This is a genomic window from Georgenia sp. SYP-B2076 (assembly GCF_003991205.1).
Lineage (GTDB): Bacteria > Actinomycetota > Actinomycetes > Actinomycetales > Actinomycetaceae > Georgenia.
Genome location: NZ_RXOZ01000011.1, coordinates 491,680 through 514,986, shown reverse-complemented (window position 1 = coordinate 514,986; position 23,307 = coordinate 491,680). Strand labels below are relative to the sequence as shown.

At 74.6% G+C, this 23,307-nt stretch carries 22 protein-coding genes; 21 read left to right on the top strand and 1 reads right to left on the bottom strand.

The features are described from left to right. The first annotated feature begins 107 nt into the window (after positions 1–107). The 15 genes from rpsD to EJK16_RS07125 all read left to right on the top strand — a co-directional run bounded on the left by rpsD (position 108) and on the right by EJK16_RS07125 (position 13,646). Entirely contained in the window at positions 108–731 is a 624-nt protein-coding gene (rpsD, locus tag EJK16_RS07195; protein WP_127127727.1) for a 30S ribosomal protein S4, read from the top strand. A 182-nt stretch (positions 732–913) separates the two neighbouring features. Next, positions 914–1,267, top strand: a complete 354-nt coding sequence (locus EJK16_RS07190) for a DUF948 domain-containing protein (RefSeq protein ID WP_127127725.1) — start codon at positions 914–916, stop codon at positions 1,265–1,267. 1 nt (position 1,268) lies between these two features. After that, complete coding sequence (locus EJK16_RS07185) at positions 1,269–1,568, top strand: hypothetical protein (RefSeq protein WP_127127723.1); 300 nt, start codon at positions 1,269–1,271, stop codon at positions 1,566–1,568. Between the two features lie 52 nt (positions 1,569–1,620). Next, positions 1,621–4,326 carry an alanine--tRNA ligase gene (alaS, locus tag EJK16_RS07180; protein ID WP_127127721.1) on the top strand — a complete coding sequence of 902 codons (2,706 nt, stop codon included), beginning with the start codon at positions 1,621–1,623 and terminating at the stop codon, positions 4,324–4,326. After that, the gene (gene ruvX / locus EJK16_RS07175) at positions 4,323–4,898 is read left to right on the top strand and encodes a Holliday junction resolvase RuvX (RefSeq protein WP_127127719.1); all 576 of its coding nucleotides are present in this window, start codon (positions 4,323–4,325) and stop codon (positions 4,896–4,898) included. The genes alaS and ruvX overlap by 4 nt, the downstream gene beginning before the upstream one ends. Beyond that, positions 4,895–6,067: an endolytic transglycosylase MltG gene (gene mltG, locus EJK16_RS07170; RefSeq protein WP_127127717.1), complete on the top strand. Its 1,173-nt coding sequence runs from the start codon at positions 4,895–4,897 to the stop codon at positions 6,065–6,067. Before ruvX ends, mltG begins: the two co-directional genes overlap by 4 nt. Before the next feature lie 14 nt (positions 6,068–6,081). Next, positions 6,082–6,666 (top strand): prepilin peptidase, encoded by a 585-nt coding sequence (locus tag EJK16_RS07165; protein ID WP_127127715.1) that lies wholly within the window; start codon positions 6,082–6,084, stop codon positions 6,664–6,666. A 61-nt stretch (positions 6,667–6,727) separates the two neighbouring features. Further along, on the top strand, positions 6,728–7,942 hold the full coding sequence (aroC, locus tag EJK16_RS07160) for a chorismate synthase (RefSeq protein ID WP_127127713.1): 1,215 nt from the start codon (positions 6,728–6,730) through the stop codon (positions 7,940–7,942). Between the two features lie 199 nt (positions 7,943–8,141). Continuing rightward, on the top strand, positions 8,142–9,785 hold the full coding sequence (gene aroB / locus EJK16_RS20585; protein WP_127127711.1) for a 3-dehydroquinate synthase: 1,644 nt from the start codon (positions 8,142–8,144) through the stop codon (positions 9,783–9,785). Continuing rightward, entirely contained in the window at positions 9,782–10,357 is a 576-nt protein-coding gene (locus EJK16_RS07150) for a shikimate kinase (protein WP_240645832.1), read from the top strand. The genes aroB and EJK16_RS07150 overlap by 4 nt, the downstream gene beginning before the upstream one ends. Before the next feature lie 59 nt (positions 10,358–10,416). Next, entirely contained in the window at positions 10,417–11,064 is a 648-nt protein-coding gene (locus EJK16_RS07145; RefSeq protein ID WP_127127709.1) for a hypothetical protein, read from the top strand. After that, complete coding sequence (locus EJK16_RS07140) at positions 11,061–11,447, top strand: hypothetical protein (RefSeq protein WP_370275972.1); 387 nt, start codon at positions 11,061–11,063, stop codon at positions 11,445–11,447. Before EJK16_RS07145 ends, EJK16_RS07140 begins: the two co-directional genes overlap by 4 nt. Positions 11,448–11,521: 74 nt before the next feature. Then, positions 11,522–12,085, top strand: coding sequence for an elongation factor P (gene efp, locus EJK16_RS07135; protein ID WP_127127707.1), 564 nt, complete (start codon positions 11,522–11,524; stop codon positions 12,083–12,085). A gap of 74 nt (positions 12,086–12,159) precedes the next feature. Then, complete coding sequence (nusB, locus tag EJK16_RS07130; RefSeq protein WP_127127705.1) at positions 12,160–12,588, top strand: transcription antitermination factor NusB; 429 nt, start codon at positions 12,160–12,162, stop codon at positions 12,586–12,588. Between the two features lie 65 nt (positions 12,589–12,653). Beyond that, positions 12,654–13,646, top strand: coding sequence for a shikimate dehydrogenase (locus tag EJK16_RS07125; protein ID WP_127127703.1), 993 nt, complete (start codon positions 12,654–12,656; stop codon positions 13,644–13,646). A gap of 54 nt (positions 13,647–13,700) precedes the next feature. Here the strand turns inward: EJK16_RS07125 and aroD are convergent, their stop codons facing one another. Next, positions 13,701–14,462, bottom strand: a complete 762-nt coding sequence (gene aroD / locus EJK16_RS07120; RefSeq protein WP_127127701.1) for a type I 3-dehydroquinate dehydratase — start codon at positions 14,460–14,462, stop codon at positions 13,701–13,703. Between the two features lie 253 nt (positions 14,463–14,715). Between aroD and pyrR the strand changes: the two genes are divergently transcribed. The 6 genes from pyrR (at position 14,716) to pyrF (ending at position 23,287) form a co-directional block, all read left to right on the top strand. Next, a complete protein-coding gene (pyrR, locus tag EJK16_RS07115; protein ID WP_127128043.1) occupies positions 14,716–15,288 on the top strand; it encodes a bifunctional pyr operon transcriptional regulator/uracil phosphoribosyltransferase PyrR in 573 nt (190 codons plus the stop codon). Beyond that, positions 15,285–16,292, top strand: a complete 1,008-nt coding sequence (locus EJK16_RS07110) for an aspartate carbamoyltransferase catalytic subunit (protein WP_127127699.1) — start codon at positions 15,285–15,287, stop codon at positions 16,290–16,292. Before pyrR ends, EJK16_RS07110 begins: the two co-directional genes overlap by 4 nt. Next, a complete protein-coding gene (locus EJK16_RS07105; protein ID WP_127127697.1) occupies positions 16,289–17,611 on the top strand; it encodes a dihydroorotase in 1,323 nt (440 codons plus the stop codon). The genes EJK16_RS07110 and EJK16_RS07105 overlap by 4 nt, the downstream gene beginning before the upstream one ends. Beyond that, positions 17,608–18,990, top strand: coding sequence for a glutamine-hydrolyzing carbamoyl-phosphate synthase small subunit (gene carA, locus EJK16_RS07100; protein ID WP_127127695.1), 1,383 nt, complete (start codon positions 17,608–17,610; stop codon positions 18,988–18,990). The genes EJK16_RS07105 and carA overlap by 4 nt, the downstream gene beginning before the upstream one ends. Then, positions 18,990–22,376, top strand: a complete 3,387-nt coding sequence (carB, locus tag EJK16_RS07095; protein WP_127127693.1) for a carbamoyl-phosphate synthase large subunit — start codon at positions 18,990–18,992, stop codon at positions 22,374–22,376. Before carA ends, carB begins: the two co-directional genes overlap by 1 nt. A gap of 83 nt (positions 22,377–22,459) precedes the next feature. Then, positions 22,460–23,287: an orotidine-5'-phosphate decarboxylase gene (gene pyrF, locus EJK16_RS07090; RefSeq protein ID WP_127128041.1), complete on the top strand. Its 828-nt coding sequence runs from the start codon at positions 22,460–22,462 to the stop codon at positions 23,285–23,287. The last annotated feature ends 20 nt before the right edge of the window (positions 23,288–23,307 follow it).

Here is a 23,307-nt window from a genome sequence, read left to right as displayed (position 1 = left end):
ACGGGGGCCGCCAACCACCTGGGGTCCTGGCCATCACGGTCGACCCCACGCCGGACGGGTACCTCCACCCGGGCGGTGTGACGTCACAACGACAGGAAGAACAGATCATGGCAGTGAGCCGTACGCGCCGTCAGGTGCGCCTTTCCCGCGCCCTGGGCATCGCCCTGACCCCCAAGGCCGTCAAGTACTTCGAGAAGCGCCCCTACGGGCCCGGCGAGCACGGCCGCGCCCGTCGCCGCACCGAGTCGGACTACGCGGTCCGCCTGAAGGAGAAGCAGCGTCTGCGCGCGCAGTACGGCATCCGCGAGGCGCAGATGCAGCGCGTGTTCGAGGAGGCCCGCCGCGAGCAGGCCCTGACCGGTGAGTCGCTCGTCGAGCTGCTCGAGATGCGCCTGGACGCCCTCGTCCTGCGCTCGGGCTTCGCCCGCACCATCGCCCAGGCCCGCCAGGCCGTCGTGCACCGCCACATCCTCGTGGACGGCAAGCTCGTCGACCGCCCCTCGTTCCGCGTGAAGCCCGGCCAGGTCATCCAGGTCAAGCCCAAGAGCCAGGCCATGACGCCGTTCCAGGTGGCCGCCGCGGGCGCCCACCGCGACGTACTGCCGAACCTGCCCGCGTACCTCGACGTCGAGCTCACGAAGCTGCGCGCCGAGCTGGTCCGCCGCCCCAAGCGCGCCGAGGTCCCCGTGACCTGCGAGGTCCAGCTGGTCGTCGAGTACTACTCGCGCTGACCGCCTCACACTCCTGAACCGCTGCGCCCCGGGCAGCCGGCCTGTGCCGGTGCCCGGGGCGTTGCTGTCGGCAGGGTAGCCTCGTCCACGACGTTCCGATGGCGCCCCGTGCCTGGTCAGCTGCATGACCCGCCACCGTCCGTCCCCCAGCCCTGCACCACGTCTTCCGAAAAGGAGCTCCCATGTCGGTCGGAGACATCGCCGGTCTCGTCGCCGCGCTCGCCTTCGTCGCGCTCGTCGTCGTCCTCGCCGTCCCGCTGCTCAAGCTCGGCAAGGTCCTCGACGAGGCGCGCGGCACCGTCAAGGAGCTCACCAGCCACACCCTGCCCGCGATCGACGAGGCGGTGGAGACCATCCGCGCCGCCAACGGGCAGCTGGGCAAGGTCGACACGATCACGACGTCGGCGGCGCGCGCGACCGAGGACGTCTCCGCCCTCACCACGCTCGTCTCGGCCACCGTGGGCGGCCCGCTCATCAAGCTCTCCGCCTTCTCCTACGCCGTGCGCTCCGTGCTCGGCGGCGGGAAGGGCCGCTGAGATGCGCCCCCGCCTGGTCCTCGGGCTCGTCGGCCTCGGCCTCCTCGCGGTGACCGCGACGGCGGCCATGGTCGCGGGCCGCGCCCCGTCGCTCCTCGACCGGCTGCGCAGCCTCCCGGAGGACTTCACGACGGCCTTCCGGGAGCGGGAGGCCGAGCTGCGCGCCGCGCTCCTGCCGGGCGAGGACGCGGTCGCGGCCGCGCGCGAGGACGTCGCGCGCGCCCGCGCGGCCCGTCACCGTGGCACCGCCCCCGGCGAGACCGACGACGCAACAGACGAGCTGCCGTACTCGTTCTACTGACCGGCACCACCGGCCGACCCGCACCACCGCACAGCACGCCCCGAGAGGAACCATGCGCACCGCTGAGATCCGTACCCGTTGGCTGGACTACTTCGCCAAGCACGACCACGCCGTCGTGCCCAGCGTCCCCCTAGTCTCGCCCGACCCGTCGATCCTCTTCACGATCGCCGGCATGGTGCCCTTCATCCCCTACATCGTCGGCACCCAGCAGCCGCCGTGGCCGCGCGCGGCGTCCGTGCAGAAGTGCATCCGCACCAACGACATCGACGAGGTCGGCAAGACCACCCGCCACGGCACCTTCTTCCAGATGGCCGGGAACTTCTCCTTCGGCGACTACTTCAAGGAGGAGGCGATCACGTTCGCGTGGGACCTGCTGACCTCCAGCCTCGACGAGGGCGGGTACGGCCTCGACGGCGACCGTCTCTGGATCACCTGCTGGGACCAGGACGAGGAGGCGAAGAACGTCTGGCTGAACAAGATCGGCCTGCCCGCGTCGCGCCTGCAGTTCCAGACCCGCGAGGAGAACTTCTGGGACACCGGCCAGCCCGGTCCCGCCGGCCCGACCTCGGAGATCCACTACGACCGCGGGCCGGAGCACGGCCCCGACGGCGGCCCCGAGGTCGACAAGCAGGGCGACCGGTTCGTGGAGATCTGGAACCTCGTCTTCGACCAGTACCTTCGCGGCGAGGGCGCCGGGAAGGACTACCCGCTCCTGCGCGAGCTCGAGCACAAGTCGATCGACACCGGCCTCGGCGTCGAGCGGCTGGCGTTCATCCTGCAGGGCAAGGCGAACTTCTACGAGATCGACGAGACCTATCCCGTCATCGAGGCCGCCCAGCAGCTGTCCGGACGGGCCTACGGCGCCGCCGGCGGCCACGAGGACGACGTGCGCATGCGCGTGGTCGCCGACCACGTCCGCTCCGCAATGATGCTGATCGCCGACGGCGTCCGGCCCGGCAACGACGGCCGCGGCTACGTGCTGCGCCGCCTGATCCGCCGCGCCGTGCGCTCCATGCGGCTGCTCGGCGTGGACGACCCGGCCCTGCCGGTGCTGCTGCCGGCCTCCAAGGACGCGATGAAGGGCTCCTACCCGGAGCTCGAGACCGACTTCGAGCGGATCTCGCACGTCGCGTACGAGGAGGAGGAGGCGTTCCGCCGCACCCTCGTCTCCGGCACGACGATCCTGGACACGGCCGTCACCAAGGCGAAGGGCGCCGTCTCGGGCACCTCCGGCAGGCCGGTCCTGCCCGGCAAGGAGGCCTTCGCCCTGCACGACACCTACGGCTTCCCCATCGACCTGACCCTGGAGATGGCCGCCGAGCACGGCGTCACCGTCGACGAGGCCGGCTTCCGCTCGCTGATGGACGAGCAGCGCCAGCGCGCCCGCGCCGACGCGCTGGCCAAGAAGACCGGGCACGTCGACACCTCGCTGTACCACGACCTGCAGCAGCGCCTCGGCGGCACCGTCGAGTTCCTCGGCTACACCGACGCCACGGCCGAGGGCCGGGTCATGGGCCTGCTGGTGGACGGGGCGCCCGCGCCCACGGCCACCGCGCCCGCGGACGTCGAGGTCGTCCTCGACCGCACCCCCTTCTACGCGGAGTCCGGCGGCCAGCTCGCCGACCAGGGCACCATCACCTTCCAGGGCGGCGCCATCATGGACGTCGCGGACGTCCAGGCCCCGATGAAGGGCCTGTCCGTGCACCGCGGGCGCCTCACCGAGGGCACCCTCACGCTGGACGAGAAGGCGGTGGCGGCCATCGACACCGCCCGCCGCAAGGCGATCGCCCGCGCCCACACCGCGACGCACATGGTGCACAAGGCCCTCCACGAGTTCCTCGGCGACCAGGCCACGCAGGCGGGCTCCGAGAACGCGCCCTCGCGGCTGCGGTTCGACTTCCGCCACGGCTCCTCGGTGCCCACCTCGGTGCTGGGCGAGATCGAGGAGCGGGTGAACTACCAGCTCGCCGAGGACCTCGACGTCACGGACGAGGTCATGGACATCGACGCGGCCCGCGCCGCCGGCGCCATGGCGCTGTTCGGCGAGAAGTACGGCCGGAACGTGCGCGTGGTCTCCATCGGCGGCGACTGGTCGAAAGAGCTGTGCGGCGGCACCCACGTGCCCAGCACCGGCACCCTCGGCCTGGTCACCGTGCTCGGCGAGGCCTCCATCGGCTCGGGCGTGCGCCGCGTGGACGCCCTCGTCGGCGCCGGCGCGTACGGCTACCAGGCCAAGGAGCACGCCCTCGTCAGCCAGGTCACGCACCTGGTCGGGGGGCGGGCCGAGGAGCTGCCCGAGCGCATCGACTCCATCATGACCAAGCTCAAGGCGGCCGAGAAGGAGCTCGCGGCGCTGCGCCAGGCGCAGCTGCTCGCCGGCGCCGGGAAGGTCGTGGACGCCGCCACCCAGGTGGGCCCGTCCCTGGTCGTCACGCACGACGCCGGGGAGGTCTCCTCGGCGGACGACCTGCGCACGCTGGCCCTGGACGTCCGCGCCCGCCTGGGCGAGGCCGCGCCGTCCGTCGTCGCCGTCGGCGGCGTCGCCAAGGAGCGCCCGGTGGTCGTCGTGGCCACCAACGCCGGGGCGCGCGAGGCCGGCGTCCGCGCCGGCGCCCTCGTCCGCACGGCCGCCACCACCCTCGGCGGCGGCGGCGGCGGCAAGGACGACGTCGCCCAGGGCGGCGGCACCGACGTCGCCGCGCTGGGCCGGGCGCTGGACGCGGTGCGCGCCGAGGTCGGCAAGATCGCAGGCACATGAGCCAGCACGACGCGGCCGGCGGGGCCGGCGACCCCACAGGGCCCGAGGGCCCCGCGGCCGTTCCCGCCCTGCGCCGCGGCGTCCGGCTCGGCGTCGACGTCGGGACCGTCCGGATCGGCGTCGCCCGGTGCGACGCCGCGGGCATCCTCGCCACGCCCGTGCGCACCGTCGCCCGGCGCAAGGACGGCGCCGACCTCGGCGAGCTCATCGCGCTCGTCCACGAGCACGAGGCCTTCGAGGTGCTCGTGGGGCTGCCGCGGAGCCTGTCCGGCCGGGAGGGCAGGTCCGCCTCGGCGGCGCGCGGGTACGCCGCCCGCCTCGCTGCCGCGCTGGCCCCGGTCCCCGTGCGGCTGGTCGACGAGCGGCTCACCACGGTCAGCGCCCACCAGGCGCTGCACGCGTCCGGCCGGCCGGGACGCCGCCACCGGGAGGTCGTGGACCAGGTGGCCGCGGTCGTGATCCTGGAGCAGGCTCTCGAGGTGGAGCGCCGCACCGGGGTCCCCGCCGGTGAGCTGCTCAAGGTCGGTGGCGCTGCCGGGACGGATGCTGCGGACAAGGAGACGACCCCGTGAACGACCTGTTCGAGAACGTGCCGCCGGGCGGCCCGGACGCCGCCGAGCTGCCCGCCGAGGACCCGCCCCGCCGGGGGCGGCGCGAGCACCGGCGCGCGGCCGAGGCACGGCGGCGCAGGCGCCGCCGTCGCACCGGGATCGTCATGACGCTCACCTTCGTCCTGGTCGTCGCCGTCGTGGCCTTCGCCGTCCCGAACGTGCGCGACCTCCTGTCCAACCGCCCGTCGGCCGCCCAGGACTACCCGGGGCCTGGCTCCGGCGAGGTCTCCGTGGTCATCGGTGAGGGGTACACCGGCAACGACATGGGCGTCGAGCTCGAGAAGCAGGACGTCGTCGCCTCCGTCCGGGCGTTCACCAAGGCCTTCGCCGAGAACGTCAACGCCTCCCGGATCCAGCCGGGCACGTACACGCTGCCGCAGAAGATCCCGGCGCGCGACGCCGTCGCCGCGCTCCTCGACCCGGCGAACAAGGCCGAGATCACCATCACCGTGCCGGAGGGCTTCCACGCGAGCCAGGTCTACGACCGCATCGCGAACGTCGCGGGCGTCCCGCTCGCCGACGTGCAGGCGGCGGCGGCCGACCCCGCCGCCATCGCCCTGCCCGCCGAGGCGGGCGGCAACCCCGAGGGCTGGCTCGCAGCGGCCACCTACTCCTTCGAGCCGGGCGACGACGCGGCGGCCATGCTCCGCACGATGGTGGCCCTGACCGTCTCGCGGCTGGACGAGCGGGGCGTGCCCGCCGACCAGCGCCAGGCCGTGCTCACGAAGGCCTCCATCGTCGAGCGCGAGGTCAACCTGCCCGAGTACTACGGGCAGGTGGCGCGCGTGATCGAGAACCGCCTCGCCGACACCGGGCAGGTCGCGGGCCGCCTCCAGATGGACTCCACCGTCGTCTACGGCCTCGGCCGGGTCGGCGGCGTGCCCAGCAGCGCCGAGCTCGCGGACGCGAGCAACCCGTACAACACGTACACGCACCCGGGGCTGCCGCCCACGCCCATCGGCGCCCCCGGCACGGCGGCCATCGACGCCGTCGTCCACCCGCCGGCCGGCGACTGGATGTACTTCGTCACCGTCAACTTCGACACGGGCGAGACGAAGTTCGCGGCGACGCTCGCGGAGCACAACGCCAACGTGGCCCAGCTGCGGGCGTCGATGCGGCAGGGCGGGTAGCCCCCGGCGTGGGCATGACGGCGGCGGCCATCCGCGCGGCCCTGCGGCCCTACCCCGCCTCCGCCGCGGCCGCCCTGCTCGCCGCCGCCCTCGCCGTGGTCGCCCTCGCGGGCGAGCCCGGTCTCGTCGCCGCCGCCGGGGCGTTCCTCGCGGCGGTGACCACGGCGCTGGCCATCGTCGACGCCCGCACGCACCGGCTCCCCGACCGGCTGCTCCTCGTGGGGGTCGCGGGCGCCGGCGCCCTCCTGCTGCTCGCGGCGACGACAACCGGGGCGTGGGCGGACCTGGGCCGCGCCCTGCTCGCCGCCCTCGCCTGCCTCGTCGGGTACCTCCTGCTCAAGCTGGCGCACCCGGCGGGCCTCGGCCTCGGAGACGTCAAGCTCGGCGGCCTGCTGGGGCTGTGGCTCGGCTGGTTCGGCTGGGCCCACGTGCTCTCCGGGGCGTTCGCCGCCTTCCTGCTCGGCGGGTTCTTCGCCGTCGTCCTCCTGCTCACGCGGCGGGCCGGGCGGACCACGGCCATCGCCTTCGGGCCGTGGATGATCCTCGGCGCGGCCGTGGCCACCGTCCTCGCCGTCGCCGCGCCGCAGATCCGGGCGTGAGACCGCCGCCCGCGGTGGACGCGCGCGGGACCGGCCCGGCGGACATGGCAGGATCGCGGGCATGCTCAGATGGTTGACCGCAGGTGAGTCGCACGGCCCCGCGCTCGTCGGGATCCTCGAGGGGGTCCCGGCCGGGGTGGAGGTGACGACCGCCCAGATCCAGGACGCGCTCGCCCGCCGTCGTCTCGGCCACGGGCGCGGCTCGCGCATGAAGTTCGAGCAGGACGTCGTGCGCGTCATCGGGGGCGTGCGGCACGGCCGCACCATGGGCGGCCCCGTCGCCATCGAGATCGGCAACAGCGAGTGGCCCAAGTGGGAGACCGTGATGTCCGCGGACCCCGTCGCCCGCGAGTCGCTCCTGGTCGACGCCGGCACCGGCGACGAGCGGGAGATCGCCCGCAACCGGCCGCTGACCCGCCCGCGCCCGGGCCACGCCGACCTGGTCGGCATGCAGAAGTACCACCTCGACGACGCCCGGCCCGTGCTCGAGCGCGCCAGCGCACGCGAGACCGCCGCCCGCGTGGCGCTCGGCACCGTGGCCGCCGCGCTGCTCGATCAGGTCGCGGGCGTCCGCCTCGCCTCCCACGTCGTCGCCATCGGCCCCGTCGCCGTCCCCGAGGACGCCGCCGGCCCCGGCCCGGACGACGTCGCCGCCCTGGACGCCGATCCCGTGCGCTGCTTCGACGCCGCCACCTCCGCCGCGATGGTCGCCGAGATCGACCAGTGCCAGCGCGACGGCGACACCCTCGGTGGCGTCGTCGAGGTCCTCGCGTACGGCCTCCCGCCGGGCCTCGGCTCCCACGTCTCGGGCGACCGCCGCCTGGACGCGCGCCTCGCCGGCGCGGTCATGGGCATCCAGGCCGTCAAGGGCGTGGAGATCGGCGACGGCTTCCGCACCGCCGCGCGCCGTGGCTCCGCCGCCCACGACGAGATCGTCCCCGGCGAGGACGGCCTGCGCCGCAGGACCAACCGCGCGGGCGGCACCGAGGGGGGCATGAGCAACGGCGAGGTCCTCCGGGTGCGCGCGGCCCTGAAGCCCATCTCCACCGTGCCGCGGGCGCTGGCCACCGTGGACGTCGCCACCGGCGACGTGGCGACGGCGATCCATCAGCGCTCGGACGTGTGCGCCGTCCCGCCCGGGGCCGTCGTCGCCGAGGCCATGGTGGCGCTCGTGCTGGCCCAGGCGCTGCTGGAGAAGGTGGGCGGCGACTCCGTCGACGAGGCGGCCCGGAACCTGCGCGGCTACCTCGAGGCGATCCCGCCCCACCAGCGCTAGACCCGCTCCCACATTCCGCGAGCGGTCAAGTACTGACAGGGATGGTGTGTGGTGGTTCGGCGCAGGCGCGCCCGCCCGTCCCGCCGAGCGCATCACGTTCCCGCACTGCGAGGACTTGACCGCTCAACACCTACACACGCCGGGGGCGTCGCGTGAGACCCCGTCTCGCCGTGTCAGGGCGCCGTTGTACCGTGCACGGGTGGCTGAACCCCGTCCGCACGTCGTCCTCGTCGGCCCGCCCGGCGCGGGCAAGACCACCATCGGCACCCTCGTCGCCCGCGTCCTGGGCGTCGAGCTCCTCGACACCGACCACGAGGTGGAACGGGCCGCCGGCATGTCCGTGCCCGACTTCTTCCTCGCGCGCGGCGAGCAGGCGTTCCGGGAGCTCGAGCACGAGGTCGTCGCGGACGCGCTGCGCAGGCACGACGGCGTCATCGCGCTCGGCGGCGGCGCCGTGCTGCACCCCGGCACCCAGGAGGCGCTGCGCGGCCACGAGGTGGTCTTCCTCGACGTCGACGTCTCGCAGGCGCTCCCGCGCGTCGGCCTCTCCGGCGTCCGCCCCCTGCTGATGGGCGACCCCGTCTCGAAGTTCAACGCCCTCATGCAGGAGCGGCGCCCGATCTACGAGGGCGTCGCCACCCTCCAGGTCCCGACCACCGACCGGCGCCCGCAGGAGGTCGCGGAGGACGTCCTGCTCGGGCTGGCCCGCCGCGGCCGGGTGGTGATCGACGCAGGCGCCGTCCGGGCGGCCGTCGCCGAGCACGCGCCCGCCTCCCGCACCCACGTCGCGGCGCAGCCGGGGTACGACGTCGTGGTCGGCCACGGGCTGGACGAGGACGTCGTGGCCATGGTCGGCACCGAGGCCTCCCGCGTCCTGGTCGTCCACGCCCCCGCGCTGGCCGACCGCGCGGCCCGGCTGGGCGCGGCCCTCGAGCGTGACGGGCGCACGGCGGTCCTGCGCGAGATCCCCGACGCCGAGCAGGCCAAGACGATCGACGTCGTGGCGGCGTGCTGGGATCTGCTCGGCGAGCTGCGCTTCGGGCGCGAGGACGCCGTCGTCGCCCTCGGGGGCGGCGCCACCACCGACGTGGCGGGCTTCGTCGCCGCCACGTGGCTGCGGGGCGTCCGCCTCGTCAACGTCCCCACGACGCTGCTGGGCATGGTGGACGCGGCCGTCGGGGGCAAGACCGGCATCAACACCGCCGCCGGCAAGAACCTCGTGGGCGCCTTCCACACCCCCGCCGGGGTCGTGTGCGACCTCGACGCCCTGACCACGCTGCCGGCCGAGCAGCTGCGCTCGGGCCTCGCCGAGGTCGTCAAGTGCGGGTTCATCGCCGACGAGAACATCCTGCGCATCATCGAGGCCAACGGCGGGCTCGGCGCCCTGGACCCGCGCTCGGCCGCCCTGCGCGAGCTGGTGGAGCGGGCCGTGGCCGTCAAGGCCCGCGTCGTGGGAGAGGACCTGCGCGAGGCCGGCCTGCGCGAGATCCTCAACTACGGCCACACCTTCGCCCACGCGATCGAGCACACCGAGAGCTACCGGTGGCGGCACGGGGACGCGGTCGCCGTCGGGATGGTCTTCGTCGCGGAGCTCGCCCACGCCGCGGGCGTCCTCGGCGCCGACGTCGTCCAGCGCCACCGTGACATCCTCACCATGCTGCACCTGCCGACCTCCTACCGCGGCGACCGGTGGCCCGAGCTGCTCGAGGCGATGACCCACGACAAGAAGGTCCGCGGCAACGCCCTGCGGTTCGTGGTCCTCGAGGACGTGGGCCGCCCCACCATCCTCCGCGCGCCCGCCACCGAGCACCTGGCGCAGGCCTACGCGCGGGTGAGCGCGTGACGCGCCACGGGCGGGAGAGCATGCCGGCCGCCCCCGACGGCGGAGCCGCCGCCCGCCCCGCCGTGGTCCTCGTCGGGCCGCCGGGCGCCGGCAAGTCGGTCGTCGCCGCGCTGGTGGCCCGGCGCCTGGGCGTGCCGCTGGTCGACACGGACGCGGTGCTCGCCGGAGGCGCCGGGCGCGGCGTGGGCGAGCTGTTCATCGACGTGGGGGAGGAGCGGTTCCGCGAGCTCGAGCACGACGTCGTCGCCCAGGTGCTCGCGCAGCCGGGCGTCGTCGCCCTCGGCAGCGGCGCGGTGGAGCACGCGGGCGCGGACCTGGAGCGGTATGCCCGGGCCGGGGGCACCGTCGTCTTCCTCGACGTCTCCCTGGCCGCGGGTGCGCCCCGCGTCGGCCTCAACGTCCCGCGACCGGTCAGCCTCGGCAACCCCCGGGCGAAGTTCTCCTCGATGGCCGCGCAGCGCCGTCCCCGTTACGCCGCCAGCGCGTCGGCCGTCGTCGACACGTCCGACCTCTCGGTGGAGGAGGTCGCCCACGCGGTCCTCGCCGAGCTGGGGCGCCCCCCGGCACCTTGATCTGGCCTTATCAAGGTCAGTGCCTTGATCCTGCAAGGTCAATGCCCTAGCCTTGAGCAATGTTCGTCCTGACCGCTGACCAGAACGCCAGCACCCGCCACGGGGACAAGGTCGCCGCGCTGCTGGACCAGGTGGGCCGCTGGACCGCCGCGCACACGGACCCGTCCGCCGTCGTCCGGCCGCTGGAGCGCACCGTGGGGGACGAGGTCCAGACGGTGCTGGGCACCGCCGACGCCGCCCTCGACCTCGCGCTCCACCTCGTCCGCCTGGGGGAGTGGGCCGTGGGCATCGGCGCCGGGGCGGTCGACGAGCCGCTCGCCGAGACGTCGCGCGCGAGCTCGGGGCCGGCCTTCGTCCACGCGCGCGGCGCCGTCGAGCGGGCCCGGGGGCGCAGCGTGCCCGCGCCCGTCGTCGTCGCCGGCGACGACGACGAGGCGGCCGGGCAGGCCACCGCCCTCGTGCAGCTGCTCGCGTCCGTGCTCCGGCGCCGGTCCAGGGCCGGCTGGGAGGTCGCGGACCGGCTCGTCCCCGGGGCGCGGCAGAAGGACGTCGCCGCCGCGCTGGGCATCTCCGAGCAGGCGGTCAGCCAGCGGGTACGGTCGGCACTGCTGGAGGAGGAGCGGGCGGTACGCCCGCTCGCGGCCGCGCTCATCGCGCGCGCCGAGGGCGAGGGCGCCGTGCGCGCCGGCGAGAAGGAGGCGCAGTGATCTCTGCCACGGGACCGGGCGTCCAGGGCGCCGTCGTCGTCGTCGCGCTGGTCCTGTCCGTGCTGCTGGGCCGGTTCGTCGTCTGGGCGGTCCTGCGCCGCGTGGAGCCAGGCCCCGCCGTGGCGGGCGTGCTGCGCGGGGGCACGTGGATCGGCATGCTGGAGCGGCTCGCGATCACCGGGTCGGTCCTGGCCGGCTTCCCCGAGGCCGTGGCGATCGTGCTGGCGGTCAAGGGGCTCGGGCGCTACCCCGAGCTGCGGGAGGCGCACCCCGACAAGCGGAGCCCCGCCGCGGAGCGCTTCATCATCGGGACCCTGGCCAGCTACATCTGGGCGGCGCTGTGGGGCGTCCTCGGTGTCTGGGCGCTGTACGGGGTATCCTGACGGGCGCTCGCGCGGCCCGCCGGACCACGGTTCCGGCCGGGCCGCCTCCCATGATCTGAAGGACGGCTCCCGAAGTGGCTTCGACCAACGACTTGAAGAACGGCCTCGTGCTCAACATCGACGGACAGCTCTGGTCCGTCGTCGAGTTCCAGCACGTCAAGCCCGGCAAGGGCCCGGCCTTCGTGCGCACCAAGCTCAAGAACGTCCTCTCCGGCAAGACCGTCGACCGGACGCTGAACGCCGGCGTCAAGATCGACACCGCCACGGTGGACCGTCGCGACATGCAGTACCTGTACCGCGACGGCGACTTCTTCGTCTTCATGGACTCCGCGACGTACGAGCAGATCCCGATCGCGTCCGAGACCGTCGGCGACGCCGCGAACTTCCTCCTCGAGAACCAGGACGCCATCGTCGCCACGCACGAGGGCGTCGTGCTCTTCGTCGAGCTGCCCGCCTCGGTGGTCATGGAGATCACCTACACGGAGCCGGGCCTGCAGGGCGACCGCTCCTCCGCGGGCACCAAGCCCGCGACCGTCGAGACCGGCTACGAGATCCAGGTCCCGCTGTTCCTCGAGATCGGCACCAAGGTCAAGGTCGACACCCGGTCCGGGGACTACCTCGGCCGCGTCAACGACTGACCCACCCCGCTGGCGGCCGCGGCCGCCGACCGCAGCACCAGGACACCGCAGCACCAGAACTAGGAAGGACCCTTGTGGCCGCACGCAGCAAGGCCCGTCGCCGGGCGCTGGACGTCCTCTTCGAGGCCGACCAGAAGGGCGAGGAAAGGTCCCAGGACCTGCTCGCGCTGCTCGCCGAGCGCAAGCAGGTGACGGTGGCGCAGGGCGCCTTCCCGGCCTACGCCGCCGAGATCGTCGAGGGGGTGGCGGCGCACCGCGTCGAGATCGACGAGCTGCTCCGCACCTACTCGGAGGGCTGGTCGCTCGAGCGCATGCCTGGCGTGGACCGCGGGATCCTGCGCCTTGGCGTGTGGGAGATCCTGTACAACGACGACGTGCCCGACGCCGTCGCGATCGACGAGGCCGTCCAGCTCGCCGCCGACCTGTCCACCGACGAGTCGCCGTCCTTCGTCAACGGCCTGCTCGGCCGGATCCTGGAGCTCAAGCCCACCCTGCTCGGCTGACCGCGCACGGCCGCCGTGCACCGCGAGCGCGGCGGTGCGGCGGTCGTCCAAGGAGGAACACGCACATGGCCGTCGTCGGTCAGGACCTGACCGCGCCCGGGATCGGGCGCCGCTGCGCGGTGCTCGGGCACCCCGTGGCGCACTCGCTCTCGCCGGCCCTGCACCGGGCGGCCTACGCCGGGCTCGGCCTGGCCGGGTGGGGCTACGGGCTCCAGGACGTCACCGAGCACCAGCTGCCCGCGGTGCTGGCGCAGCTGGACGCCACCTGGGGCGGCCTCTCCCTGACCATGCCGCTCAAGCAGGTCGTCATCCCGCTGCTGGACGTCGTCGACCCGCTCGCCGAGGTCACCGGCGCCGTGAACACGCTCGTCGTGCAGCCCGGCCGCGCCGGGCGGGTCGGCCCGCTCGTCGGCTTCAACACCGACGTCCACGGCATCGTCGCCACCGTCCGGGAGACTGCCCCGGCGGGCTGGCGACCCCGGCACGCCGCCATCCTGGGCGCCCGCGCGACCGCCTCCTCCGCCGTCGCCGCGCTCACCGAGCTCGGCGCGGCCCGGACCACGGTCGTGGGCCGCAGCTTCGCGGGGCCGGGCGCGGCGCCGGCGGCCGCCCACCGCATGGGCGTGGCCACCGAGAACGTCCTGTGGTCCTCGGCCGACGTCGCAGCGGCCGCGCTCGAGGGGGCCGACGTCGTGGTGTCCACGGTCCCCGCCGGCGCGGCGGACGCCGTCGCGGCCGCCCTGACCGAGCGCCTCGCCGGCTCCGCGTCGGCCCTCGCCGGCACGGTGCTCCTGGACGCCGTCTACGACCCGTGGCCCAGCCCGCTGGCCCGAGCCTGGCGGGACGCCGGCGGCGCCGTCGCGCCGGGCTGGGTCATGCTGCTGCACCAGGCCCAGGTCCAGGTCAAGCTGATGACCGGCCACGAGCCCGACGTCGAGGTCATGCGTGCGGCCGTGGTCGCCGAGCTCGGCCGGCGCGCCGGCGGGGGAGAGGTTCCCCCCTCGCCCGCGGTGTTCGCGCTCCCGGCGGATGCCGCCCCCCGGGCCCCCGGTACCTGACCGCTCACCGGCACCGACGGCGCCGACCAGCGCCCACCCGCCGGCGCCTGCCCCTCAGCGGGCGCGGTGGATGAGCTCCAGCACCCGCCCGAGCGCGTCGACGTCGACCTGCCCGGGCGCCGAGGCCTCACCGACCATGCCGAAGGTCGCCGCGGAGCCGAAGATCTCCCCGGCCAGCCGGGAGACGACGCCGACCCCGCCCATCGCCATCGTGATGACCGGACGGTCCGCGTGCACGGAGTGCATGGTCCACGTGGCGCCCAGGAGGGTCAGCACGTCGCCGGCGTCGTGGGGCATGGCGGCGAGCTTGACGACGTCCGCGCCGAGGTCCTGCATGCGGCGCAGGCGCGCGACGATCTCGTCCTCGGCCGGGGTCCCGGCGAAGTCGTGGCTGGACATGACGACCCGCACTCCGGCCTCGTGCGCGGCCTCGACGACGCGGCGCACCTGCGCCTCGTCGCGGAACAGCTCGACGTCGACGGCGTCGGCGACGCCCGAGCGCGCCACGGCGACGAGCAGGTCGCCGTAGGCCCCGTCCTCGATGGCCGCCCGGCCGCCCTCGGCCGCGGTGCGGAACGTGACGAGCAGCGGCCTGCCGGCGAGCCGCGCGGCGAGCGTCCGGGCCGTAGCGACCACCTTCTGGGCGTCGGGGGCGTCCTCGTAGTGGTCCACGCGCCACTCGACGATGTCGAGGCTGTGGCCCGCGAGCCCGTCGGCCTGCCGGAGGAGCGTCCCGGCGTCGGTCCCGGTGAGGGGGACGATGACCTTCGTGGCGCCCTCGCCCAGGACGACGTTCTTGAGTGCGACGGTGCGCATGGATGCTCCTCGGACGGTGACGTTGGCCACGGCCACCCGCGCGGCGCCGATGCGGCCCGGCGATTCCCCATTCTGGGCGGCGGTATCGGCGCGGGGTCGCAGGCGCGCCGCACGGCCGCGCCGCCCGGTCGTGCGGCGTCTCGCCGTCGGGACGCCGGACGGGGCACCCGCCGCGCCGGGGTAGCATCGGCGCCGTCCGACATCCTTTAAGGCCCGTCCGGTGAGGCGGGGAAGGAGGTCCTTTGTGGCCAGCATGCCCAGGAGTCCCGGCGCGCGCCAGGTGCTCTCCGACTCAGACATCTCCCGGTCCCTGACCCGGATCGCGCACGAGATCCTCGAGCGCAACCACGGCAGCGACGACGTCGTCCTGCTGGGGATCCCCACCCGCGGCGTCCCGCTCGCGACGCGGATCGCCGCCCGGATCGGCGAGACCGAGGGCCGCGGCTCGATGCCGGTCGGTGCGCTCGACATCACGATGTACCGCGACGACCTGCGCGGCCAGCCGACCCGCACGCTGGGGCGCACCACGCTGCCGGCCGCGGGCATCGACGACAAGGTGGTCGTCCTCGTCGACGACGTCCTCTACTCCGGGCGCACCATCCGCGCGGCGCTCGACGCCCTGAACGACCTGGGCCGCCCGCGCAGCGTCCAGCTGGCCGTCCTCGTCGACCGGGGCCACCGGGAGCTGCCGATCCGCGCGGACTACGTGGGCAAGAACCTGCCCACGTCCCGCACCGAGCGGGTCCGCGTCCAGCTCGCCGAGACCGACGGCGGCGCACCCGACGCGGTGACCATCTCCGACGGCGCCGAGGAGGTGGCCCGATGAGGCACCTGCTCTCCGCCAAGGACCTCAGCCACGCCGAGGCCGTCGAGATCCTCGACACGGCCGAGGCGATGGCCGCCACGCAGGGCCGCACGATCCGGAAGCTGCCCACCCTGCGCGGCCGCACGGTGGTCAACCTCTTCTTCGAGGACTCGACCCGCACCCGCATCTCCTTCGAGGCCGCCGCCAAGCGGCTCAGCGCCGACGTCATCAACTTCTCGGCCAAGGGCTCGTCCGTGTCCAAGGGCGAGTCCCTCAAGGACACGGCCCAGACCCTCCAGGCCATGGGCGCCGACGCGGTCGTCATCCGCCACCAGGCCTCCGGCGCCCCGCACCGGCTCGCGCACTCCGGCTGGATCGACGTGCCCGTGCTCAACGCCGGCGACGGCACGCACCAGCACCCCACCCAGGCGCTGCTGGACGCCTTCACGCTGCGCCGCCACCTGCACGCGGCGACGCCGGGCGCGAGCGACGCACCCGCCGCGCCCGACGGCTCCGACCTCGCCGGCGCCCGCGTGGTGATCGTCGGCGACGTCCTGCACTCGCGCGTGGCCCGGTCCAACGTCGACCTGCTCACCACCCTCGGCGCGCGGGTCACCCTCGTCGCCCCGCCCACGCTCCTGCCGGTCGGCATGGACGGATGGCCCGCCACCGTGTGCCACGACTTGGACGAGGCGCTCGCGCAGGACGGCCCGGACGCGATCATGATGCTGCGGGTCCAGCGCGAGCGGATGTCCCTGGCGGGCGGCGGGTTCTTCCCGTCGCCGCTGGAGTACCACCGCCGCTACGGCCTCGACGGCGCCCGGCTGCGCACGCTGCCGGCCCGCGCGATCGTCATGCACCCCGGCCCGATGAACCGGGGGCTGGAGATCAGCGCAGAGGCCGCCGACTCGCCGCGCTCGACCATCATCGAGCAGGTGGCCAACGGCGTGAGCGTGCGCATGGCCGTGCTCTACCTGCTCCTCGCCGGCGGCGAGGGAACGACGACCGAAGGGATGGGACTGTGACCGACTACCTGATCCGGGGGGCCCGTCCGCTCGGCGGGGACCCGGCGGACCTGTTCCTCAGCGGCGGCGTCATCGCCGCCGTCGGCGAGGGCGCCGCGCGGCTGGCCGCCGGGTCGCCCGACGTGGTGACCCTCGACGCGGACGGCCTCGTGGCGCTGCCCGGGCTCGTCGACCTCCACACCCACCTGCGCGAGCCCGGCCGGGAGGACACCGAGACCGTGTTCACCGGCACCCGTGCCGCGGCGCTCGGCGGGTTCACCGCCGTGCACGCCATGGCCAACACCTCCCCGGTCGCGGACACCGCCGGCGTCGTGGAGCAGGTCTGGAACCTCGGGCGGCAGGCCGGCTGGGTGGACGTCCACCCCGTCGGCGCCGTGTCCGTGGGCCTGGCGGGCGAGGTCCTCGCCGAGCTCGGCGCCATGGCCGCCTCCGCCGCCCGCGTCCGCGTCTTCTCCGACGACGGGAAGTGCGTGGCGGACCCCGTGCTCATGCGCCGCGCCCTGGAGTACGTGAAGGGCCTCGACGGCGTCGTCGCCCAGCACGCCCAGGAGCCGCGCCTGACCGAGGGGGCGCAGATGCACGAGGGCGCCGTCTCCGCCGAGCTCGGGCTGACCGGCTGGCCGGCCGTGGCCGAGGAGTCGATCATCGCCCGCGACGTGCTCCTCGCCGAGCACGTCGGCTCCCGCCTGCACGTGTGCCACCTCTCCACCGCCGGGAGCGTGGACATCGTCCGCTGGGCCAAGGCCCGCGGCATCGACGTGACCGCCGAGGTGACCCCGCACCACCTCGTCCTCACCGACGACCTCGCCCGGTCCTACGACCCGCTGTTCAAGGTCAACCCGCCGCTGCGCACGGCCGAGGACGTGGAGGCGGTGCGCGCCGGCCTGGCCGACGGCACCATCGACATCGTCGCCACCGACCACGCCCCGCACGCCGCTGAGGACAAGGACTGCGAGTGGGCCGCCGGTGCCTTCGGCATGACCGGCCTGGAGACGGCCCTGCCGGTCGTCCAGGAGGTCATGGTCGAGACCGGCCGGATGAGCTGGGCCGACGTCGCGCGCGTGATGTCCACCGCCCCCGCGCGGATCGGGCGCGTGGACGACCACGGCCGGCCCCTCGCCGTCGGCGAGCCCGCGAACCTGACCCTGGTGGACCCGGCCGCGCGCCGGGTGGTCGACCCCGCCGCGCAGGCCACCCGCAGCAACAACTCCCCCTACGCCGGGATGGATCTCCCCGGCCAGGTCATGGCGACGTTCCTGCGGGGACGCGCCACCGTGCTCGACGGCGCCCCCGTGGCGCGAGAGGAGGTCGGCGCATGAGCGCGCCCGCCACGAACACCCCGGCCGTGAACGACCCCGCGGCGGGCACGCCCGCCGAGAACGCGGCGGTCGCGCAGCCCGGCAGGCCCGGCGGCGCCGCGCGCGGGCCGGCGCTCCTGGTGCTCGAGGACGGCTACGTGCTGCGCGGCAGCGCCTACGCGGCCACCGGGCGCACCGTGGGCGAGGTCGTCTTCTCCACCGGCATGACCGGCTACCAGGAGACCCTCACGGACCCCTCGTACCACCGTCAGATCGTCGTGATGACCGCCCCGCACATCGGCAACACCGGCGTCAACGACGAGGACCCGGAGTCCTCCCAGATCTGGGTGGCCGGCTTCGTCGTGCGCGACGCCGCCCGCCGCGCCTCCAACTGGCGCTCGGTGCGCGAGCTGGAGGACGAGCTGGCGGACCAGGGCATCGTGGGCCTCTGCGACGTCGACACCCGCGCGCTCACCCGGCACCTGCGCGAGCGCGGCGTCATGCGCGCCGGCATCTTCTCCGGCGCCGCGCTGCCCGCGGGCGCCGACCACCTCACCGACCAGGCCCTGGAAGTGCTGCTCGACGTCGTGCGAGAGTCGCCGCAGATGCTCGGCGCCGACCTCGCCCAGGAGGTCTCCACGGACGAGCCCTACGTCGTCGAGCCCGCCGGGGAGTTCGCCGGCAAGGACCCCGTCGCCACCGTCGTCGCCCTCGACCTGGGCATCAAGAACCGCACGCCCCAGCAGCTCGCCGCGCGCGGCGTGCGGGTGCACGTCGTGCCGCAGCGCACCTCGCTCGCCGAGGTCCTCGCCTACCAGCCCGACGGCGTCTTCTTCTCCAACGGGCCGGGCGACCCGGAGGCCGCCACGCACGAGGTCGACCTCCTTCGGGGCGTCCTGGACGCCCGGCTGCCGTTCTTCGGGATCTGCTTCGGCAACCAGCTCCTGGGCCGGGCCCTGGGCTACGGCACGTACAAGCTCCAGTACGGCCACCGCGGCGTGAACCAGCCCATCCTGGACCGGACCACCGGCAAGGTCGAGATCACCGCGCACAACCACGGCTTCGCCGTCGACGCCCCGGTCACCGAGCCCTCCACGGCCCCCTACGACGGCGGCCGGTACGGCCGGGTCGAGGTCTCCCACGTGGCCCTCAACGACAACGTGGTGGAGGGCCTGCGCGCCCTGGACGTCCCCGCGTTCTCCGTCCAGTACCACCCCGAGGCCGCCGCCGGCCCGCACGACGCCGAGCACCTCTTCGACCGGTTCGTGCGCCTCATGCAGACCCGCCGGGGCGGCGGCGCCGGTGACACGGCCGCCCCCGCGCTGGCCGGCTCGGGCACCCCGGCCGCCGCGGGGTCCGCCACCACCACCATCCCCACCACCGAGAGCGAGACCCACTGATGCCCAGGCGCACCGACATCTCCAGCGTCATGGTCATCGGCTCCGGCCCGATCGTGATCGGCCAGGCCGCCGAGTTCGACTACTCCGGCACCCAGGCGGTCCGGGTGCTGCGCGAGGAGGGCCTGCGCGTCATCCTCGTCAACTCCAACCCGGCCACGATCATGACCGACCCGGAGCTGGCCGACGCCACGTACGTCGAGCCGATCACCCCGGAGGTGGTCGCCACGATCATCGCCAAGGAGCGCCCCGACGCGCTGCTGCCCACCCTGGGCGGGCAGACCGCGCTGAACACCGCGCTGGCGCTGCACGAGGCGGGCGTGCTCGAGGAGTACGGCGTCGAGCTCATCGGCGCCTCCATCGACGCCATCAACCTGGCCGAGGACCGCCACCAGTTCAAGGGCGTGGTGGAGCGCTGCGGCGCGGAGAGCGCCCGCTCGGCCATCGCGCACACGATCGAGGAGTGCCACGCGATCGCGGCCGAGCTCGGCTACCCGATGGTGGTGCGCCCGTCCTTCACCATGGGCGGCCTGGGCTCCGGCATGGCCTACACCCCGGAGGACCTCGACCGCATCGCCGGCGCCGGCCTGCACTACTCGCCCACCACCGAGGTGCTCCTGGAGGAGTCCATCCTCGGGTGGAAGGAGTACGAGCTCGAGCTCATGCGCGACAAGGCGGACAACGTCGTCGTGGTCTGCTCGATCGAGAACGTCGACCCCGTCGGCGTGCACACCGGCGACTCCATCACCGTGGCGCCCGCCCTGACGCTCACCGACCGCGAGTTCCAGAAGCTCCGCGACGTGGGCATCGCGATCATCCGCGAGGTGGGCGTCGACACCGGCGGCTGCAACGTCCAGTTCGCCGTCGAGCCCGCCACCGGGCGGGTCGTCGTCATCGAGATGAACCCCCGGGTCTCGCGGTCCTCCGCGCTGGCCTCCAAGGCCACCGGCTTCCCCATCGCGAAGATCGCCGCGCGCCTCGCGGTGGGCTACACCCTCGACGAGATCCCCAACGACATCACCGGCTCCACCCCGGCGAGCTTCGAGCCCACCCTGGACTACGTCGTCGTCAAGGTGCCGCGGTTCGCGTTCGAGAAGTTCCCCGCCGCCGACCCGACGCTGACGACCACCATGAAGTCCGTCGGCGAGGCCATGGCCCTGGGCCGGAACTTCACCGAGGCGCTGCAGAAGGCGATGCGCTCGATCGACAAGACCGGCAGCGTCTTCCACTGGGACGGCGCCCGGCCGGACGCCGCCGCCACGGCCGCGCTGCTCGAGTCCGTGAAGGTGCCCACCGAGCACCGCCTCGTCGACGTGCAGCAGGCGCTGCGCGGCGGCGCGAGCGTCGCCGAGCTCTACGGCGCCACCGCGATCGACCCGTGGTTCCTCGACCAGCTGGCGCTCATCGAGGAGGTCGCCGCGCAGGTCGCTGGCGCGGAGGCCCTCACCGAGGGCGTGCTCCGCCAGGCCAAGCGCCACGGCTTCTCCGACGCCCAGATCGGCCGCCTCCGCGGCCTGGGGGAGGAGGCCGTGCGCGAGGTGCGTCACGCCTACGGCCTGCGCCCGGTGTACAAGACCGTGGACACCTGCGCGGCCGAGTTCGCGGCCCAGACCCCGTACCACTACTCCGCGTACGACACCGAGACCGAGGTCCGCCCGCGCGAGCGCGAGGCCGTGATCATCCTCGGCTCCGGGCCCAACCGGATCGGGCAGGGCATCGAGTTCGACTACTCCTGCGTGCACGCCACGATGGCGCTGGCCGGGCGGTACGAGACCGTCATGATCAACTGCAACCCGGAGACGGTCTCCACCGACTACGACATCTCCGACCGGCTCTACTTCGAGCCGCTCACCTTCGAGGACGTCCTGGAGGTCTACCACGCCGAGCTCGCCGCCGGCCCGGTGGCCGGCGTCATCGTCCAGCTCGGCGGGCAGACCCCGCTGTCCCTCGCCCAGCGCCTGCAGGACGCCGGCGTGCCCATCCTCGGCACGTCGCCGGAGTCCATCGACCTGGCCGAGGACCGCGGCGCCTTCGGCGCGGTGCTGGCCCGCGCCGGCCTGCCCGCCCCCGCGTTCGGGACCGCGACGACGGCCGAGCAGGCCCACGCCGTCGCCGCCGAGGTCGGCTTCCCCGTCCTGGTCCGCCCCAGCTACGTCCTGGGCGGCCGCGGCATGGAGATCGTCTACGACGAGGCCGGCCTGGCCGACTACGTCACCCGCTCCTCCCTCGGCGGGCACGTGGGCTCCGCCGACGCGTCCCGGCGGGTGGCGCCGCTGCTCATCGACCGCTTCCTCGACGACGCCATCGAGATCGACGTCGACGCCCTCTACGACGGCACCGAGCTCTTCCTCGGCGGCGTCATGGAGCACATCGAGGAGGCGGGCATCCACTCCGGCGACTCCGCCTGCGTGCTGCCGCCCGTCTCGCTCTCCACCGCGGAGATCGCGCGCATCCGCCGCTCCACCGAGGCCATCGCCGCCGGGGTCGGCGTGCGCGGGCTCATCAACATCCAGTTCGCCCTGGTCTCCGACGTGCTCTACGTCATCGAGGCGAACCCGCGGGCCTCGCGCACGGTGCCGTTCGTCGCCAAGGCCACCGGCGTGCAGCTGGCCAAGGCCGCCGCCCTGATCATGGCCGGGGAGTCCATCGCCGGCCTGCGCGAGCAGGGCATGCTGCCGCAGCTGGACGCGTCGGTCCTCGACCTCGAGGCGCCGCTCGCGGTCAAGGAGGCCGTGCTGCCGTTCAAGCGCTTCGCCACCGCCACCGGCTCGATCGTCGACACCATCCTCGGACCGGAGATGCGCTCGACCGGCGAGGTGATGGGCCTGGACGTGAACTTCCCGCTCGCCTTCGCCAAGTCCCAGGACGCCGCGTTCGGCGGTCTGCCGACCTCCGGCCGGGTGTTCGTCTCCGTCGCCGACCGCGACAAGCGCTCGATCGTCTTCCCGGTCACCCGCCTCGTCGAGCTCGGCTTCGAGATCCTGGCCACCGCCGGGACCGCCGTCGTCCTGCGCCGCAACGGCATCCACGCCTCGGTGGTGCGCAAGGCGTCCGACGGGCGCGGGCTCGGCGGCGAGCCCACGATCATCGACCTGATCTCCTCGGGGCAGGTCGACATGGTCGTCAACACGCCGAACGGGCAGGGCGCCCGCGCCGACGGCTACGAGATCCGGGCCTCGACCACGGCCGCGGACAAGGCGATCATCACCACCGTCCAGCAGTTCGGCGCGGCCGTCCAGGCCATCGAGGCCGTCACCGCCGGGGCGTTCAAGGTGCGCAGCCTCCAGCAGCACGACGCCGTCCGGGCCGAGCGCCGCGCCGCCGCCCAGCGCGGCGAGCCCGTGGGCGCGGCGGCGGTGCGCGCGGCCTCGGTCGGGGCCGGCGCGTGAGCGCGCCGGGTCCCACGGCGCGGTACGCCGGGACCGGCGACCCCGCCGGCCGGGCGCCGTTCGGGCACCGGCTCGCCCGCGCCATGAGCGCCCACGGGCCCGTGTGCGTGGGGATCGACCCGCATCCCGGCCTGCTCGAGCGCTGGGGGCTCGCGGACGACGTCGCGAGCCTGCGCCGCTTCAGCCTCACCGTGGTCGACGCCCTGGCCGGTCGGGTCGCCGCGCTCAAGCCGCAGTCGGCCTTCTTCGAGCGGCACGGCTCGCGCGGGATCGCCGTCCTCGAGGAGGTGCTCGTGCGCGCCCGCGACGCGGACACGCTGACCGTCCTCGACGTCAAGCGCGGCGACATCGGCTCCACCATGGCCGGCTACGCCGACGCCTACCTCCGCGACGGCTCGCCGCTGGCCGCCGACGCGATCACGCTCTCGCCCTACCTCGGGTTCGGGTCCCTGCGCCCGGCGCTCGACCTCGCCAGGGCGAACGGGAGGGGCGTGTTCGTCCTCGCCCTGACCTCCAACCCGGAGGGGGCCGGCGTCCAGCACGCCGGGGGCGCGGGGCTCTCCGTGGCCGGCCAGATGGTCGCCGGCGCCCGCGGCGAGAACGCCGACGCCGCCGCCTCGGGGGACGACGGCCCCCTCGGCCCCGTCGGCCTGGTGGTCGGCGCCACGACCGGGTCCGCGGTCCGCGACCTCGGCCTCGACCTGGCCGCGGTCCGCGGGCCGCTGCTCGCGCCCGGGGTGGGCGCCCAGGGCGCCGGGCCCGCCGAGCTCGCCGAGGTCTTCGGCGACGCCCGCGACCAGGTCCTGGCGAGCACGTCCCGGGCCGTGCTCGGCGCCGGCCCGGACGTCGCGAGCCTGCGCGCCGCCGCCGAGCGGGTGACGACGACGGTGCGGACGGCGCTGGCGCGCTGAGCGGGGCGAGGCGGGCGAGG

Bases quoted from the DNA above. Each gene is read 5' to 3' on its own strand.
- EJK16_RS07110 (WP_127127699.1), top strand. From the start codon at position 15,285: ATGAGGCACCTGCTCTCCGCCAAGGACCTCAGCCACGCCGAGGCCGTC.
- EJK16_RS07145 (WP_127127709.1), top strand. From the start codon at position 10,417: ATGTTCGTCCTGACCGCTGACCAGAACGCCAGCACCCGCCACGGGGAC.
- aroC (WP_127127713.1), top strand. From the start codon at position 6,728: ATGCTCAGATGGTTGACCGCAGGTGAGTCGCACGGCCCCGCGCTCGTC.
- ruvX (WP_127127719.1), top strand. From the start codon at position 4,323: ATGAGCCAGCACGACGCGGCCGGCGGGGCCGGCGACCCCACAGGGCCC.
- alaS (WP_127127721.1), top strand. From the start codon at position 1,621: ATGCGCACCGCTGAGATCCGTACCCGTTGGCTGGACTACTTCGCCAAG.
- pyrR (WP_127128043.1), top strand. From the start codon at position 14,716: ATGCCCAGGAGTCCCGGCGCGCGCCAGGTGCTCTCCGACTCAGACATC.
- carB (WP_127127693.1), top strand. From the start codon at position 18,990: ATGCCCAGGCGCACCGACATCTCCAGCGTCATGGTCATCGGCTCCGGC.
- carA (WP_127127695.1), top strand. From the start codon at position 17,608: ATGAGCGCGCCCGCCACGAACACCCCGGCCGTGAACGACCCCGCGGCG.
- EJK16_RS07125 (WP_127127703.1), top strand. From the start codon at position 12,654: ATGGCCGTCGTCGGTCAGGACCTGACCGCGCCCGGGATCGGGCGCCGC.
- EJK16_RS07185 (WP_127127723.1), top strand. From the start codon at position 1,269: ATGCGCCCCCGCCTGGTCCTCGGGCTCGTCGGCCTCGGCCTCCTCGCG.
- EJK16_RS07190 (WP_127127725.1), top strand. From the start codon at position 914: ATGTCGGTCGGAGACATCGCCGGTCTCGTCGCCGCGCTCGCCTTCGTC.
- pyrF (WP_127128041.1), top strand. From the start codon at position 22,460: ATGAGCGCCCACGGGCCCGTGTGCGTGGGGATCGACCCGCATCCCGGC.
- rpsD (WP_127127727.1), top strand. From the start codon at position 108: ATGGCAGTGAGCCGTACGCGCCGTCAGGTGCGCCTTTCCCGCGCCCTG.
- EJK16_RS07165 (WP_127127715.1), top strand. From the start codon at position 6,082: ATGACGGCGGCGGCCATCCGCGCGGCCCTGCGGCCCTACCCCGCCTCC.
- aroD (WP_127127701.1), bottom strand. From the start codon at position 14,462: ATGCGCACCGTCGCACTCAAGAACGTCGTCCTGGGCGAGGGCGCCACG.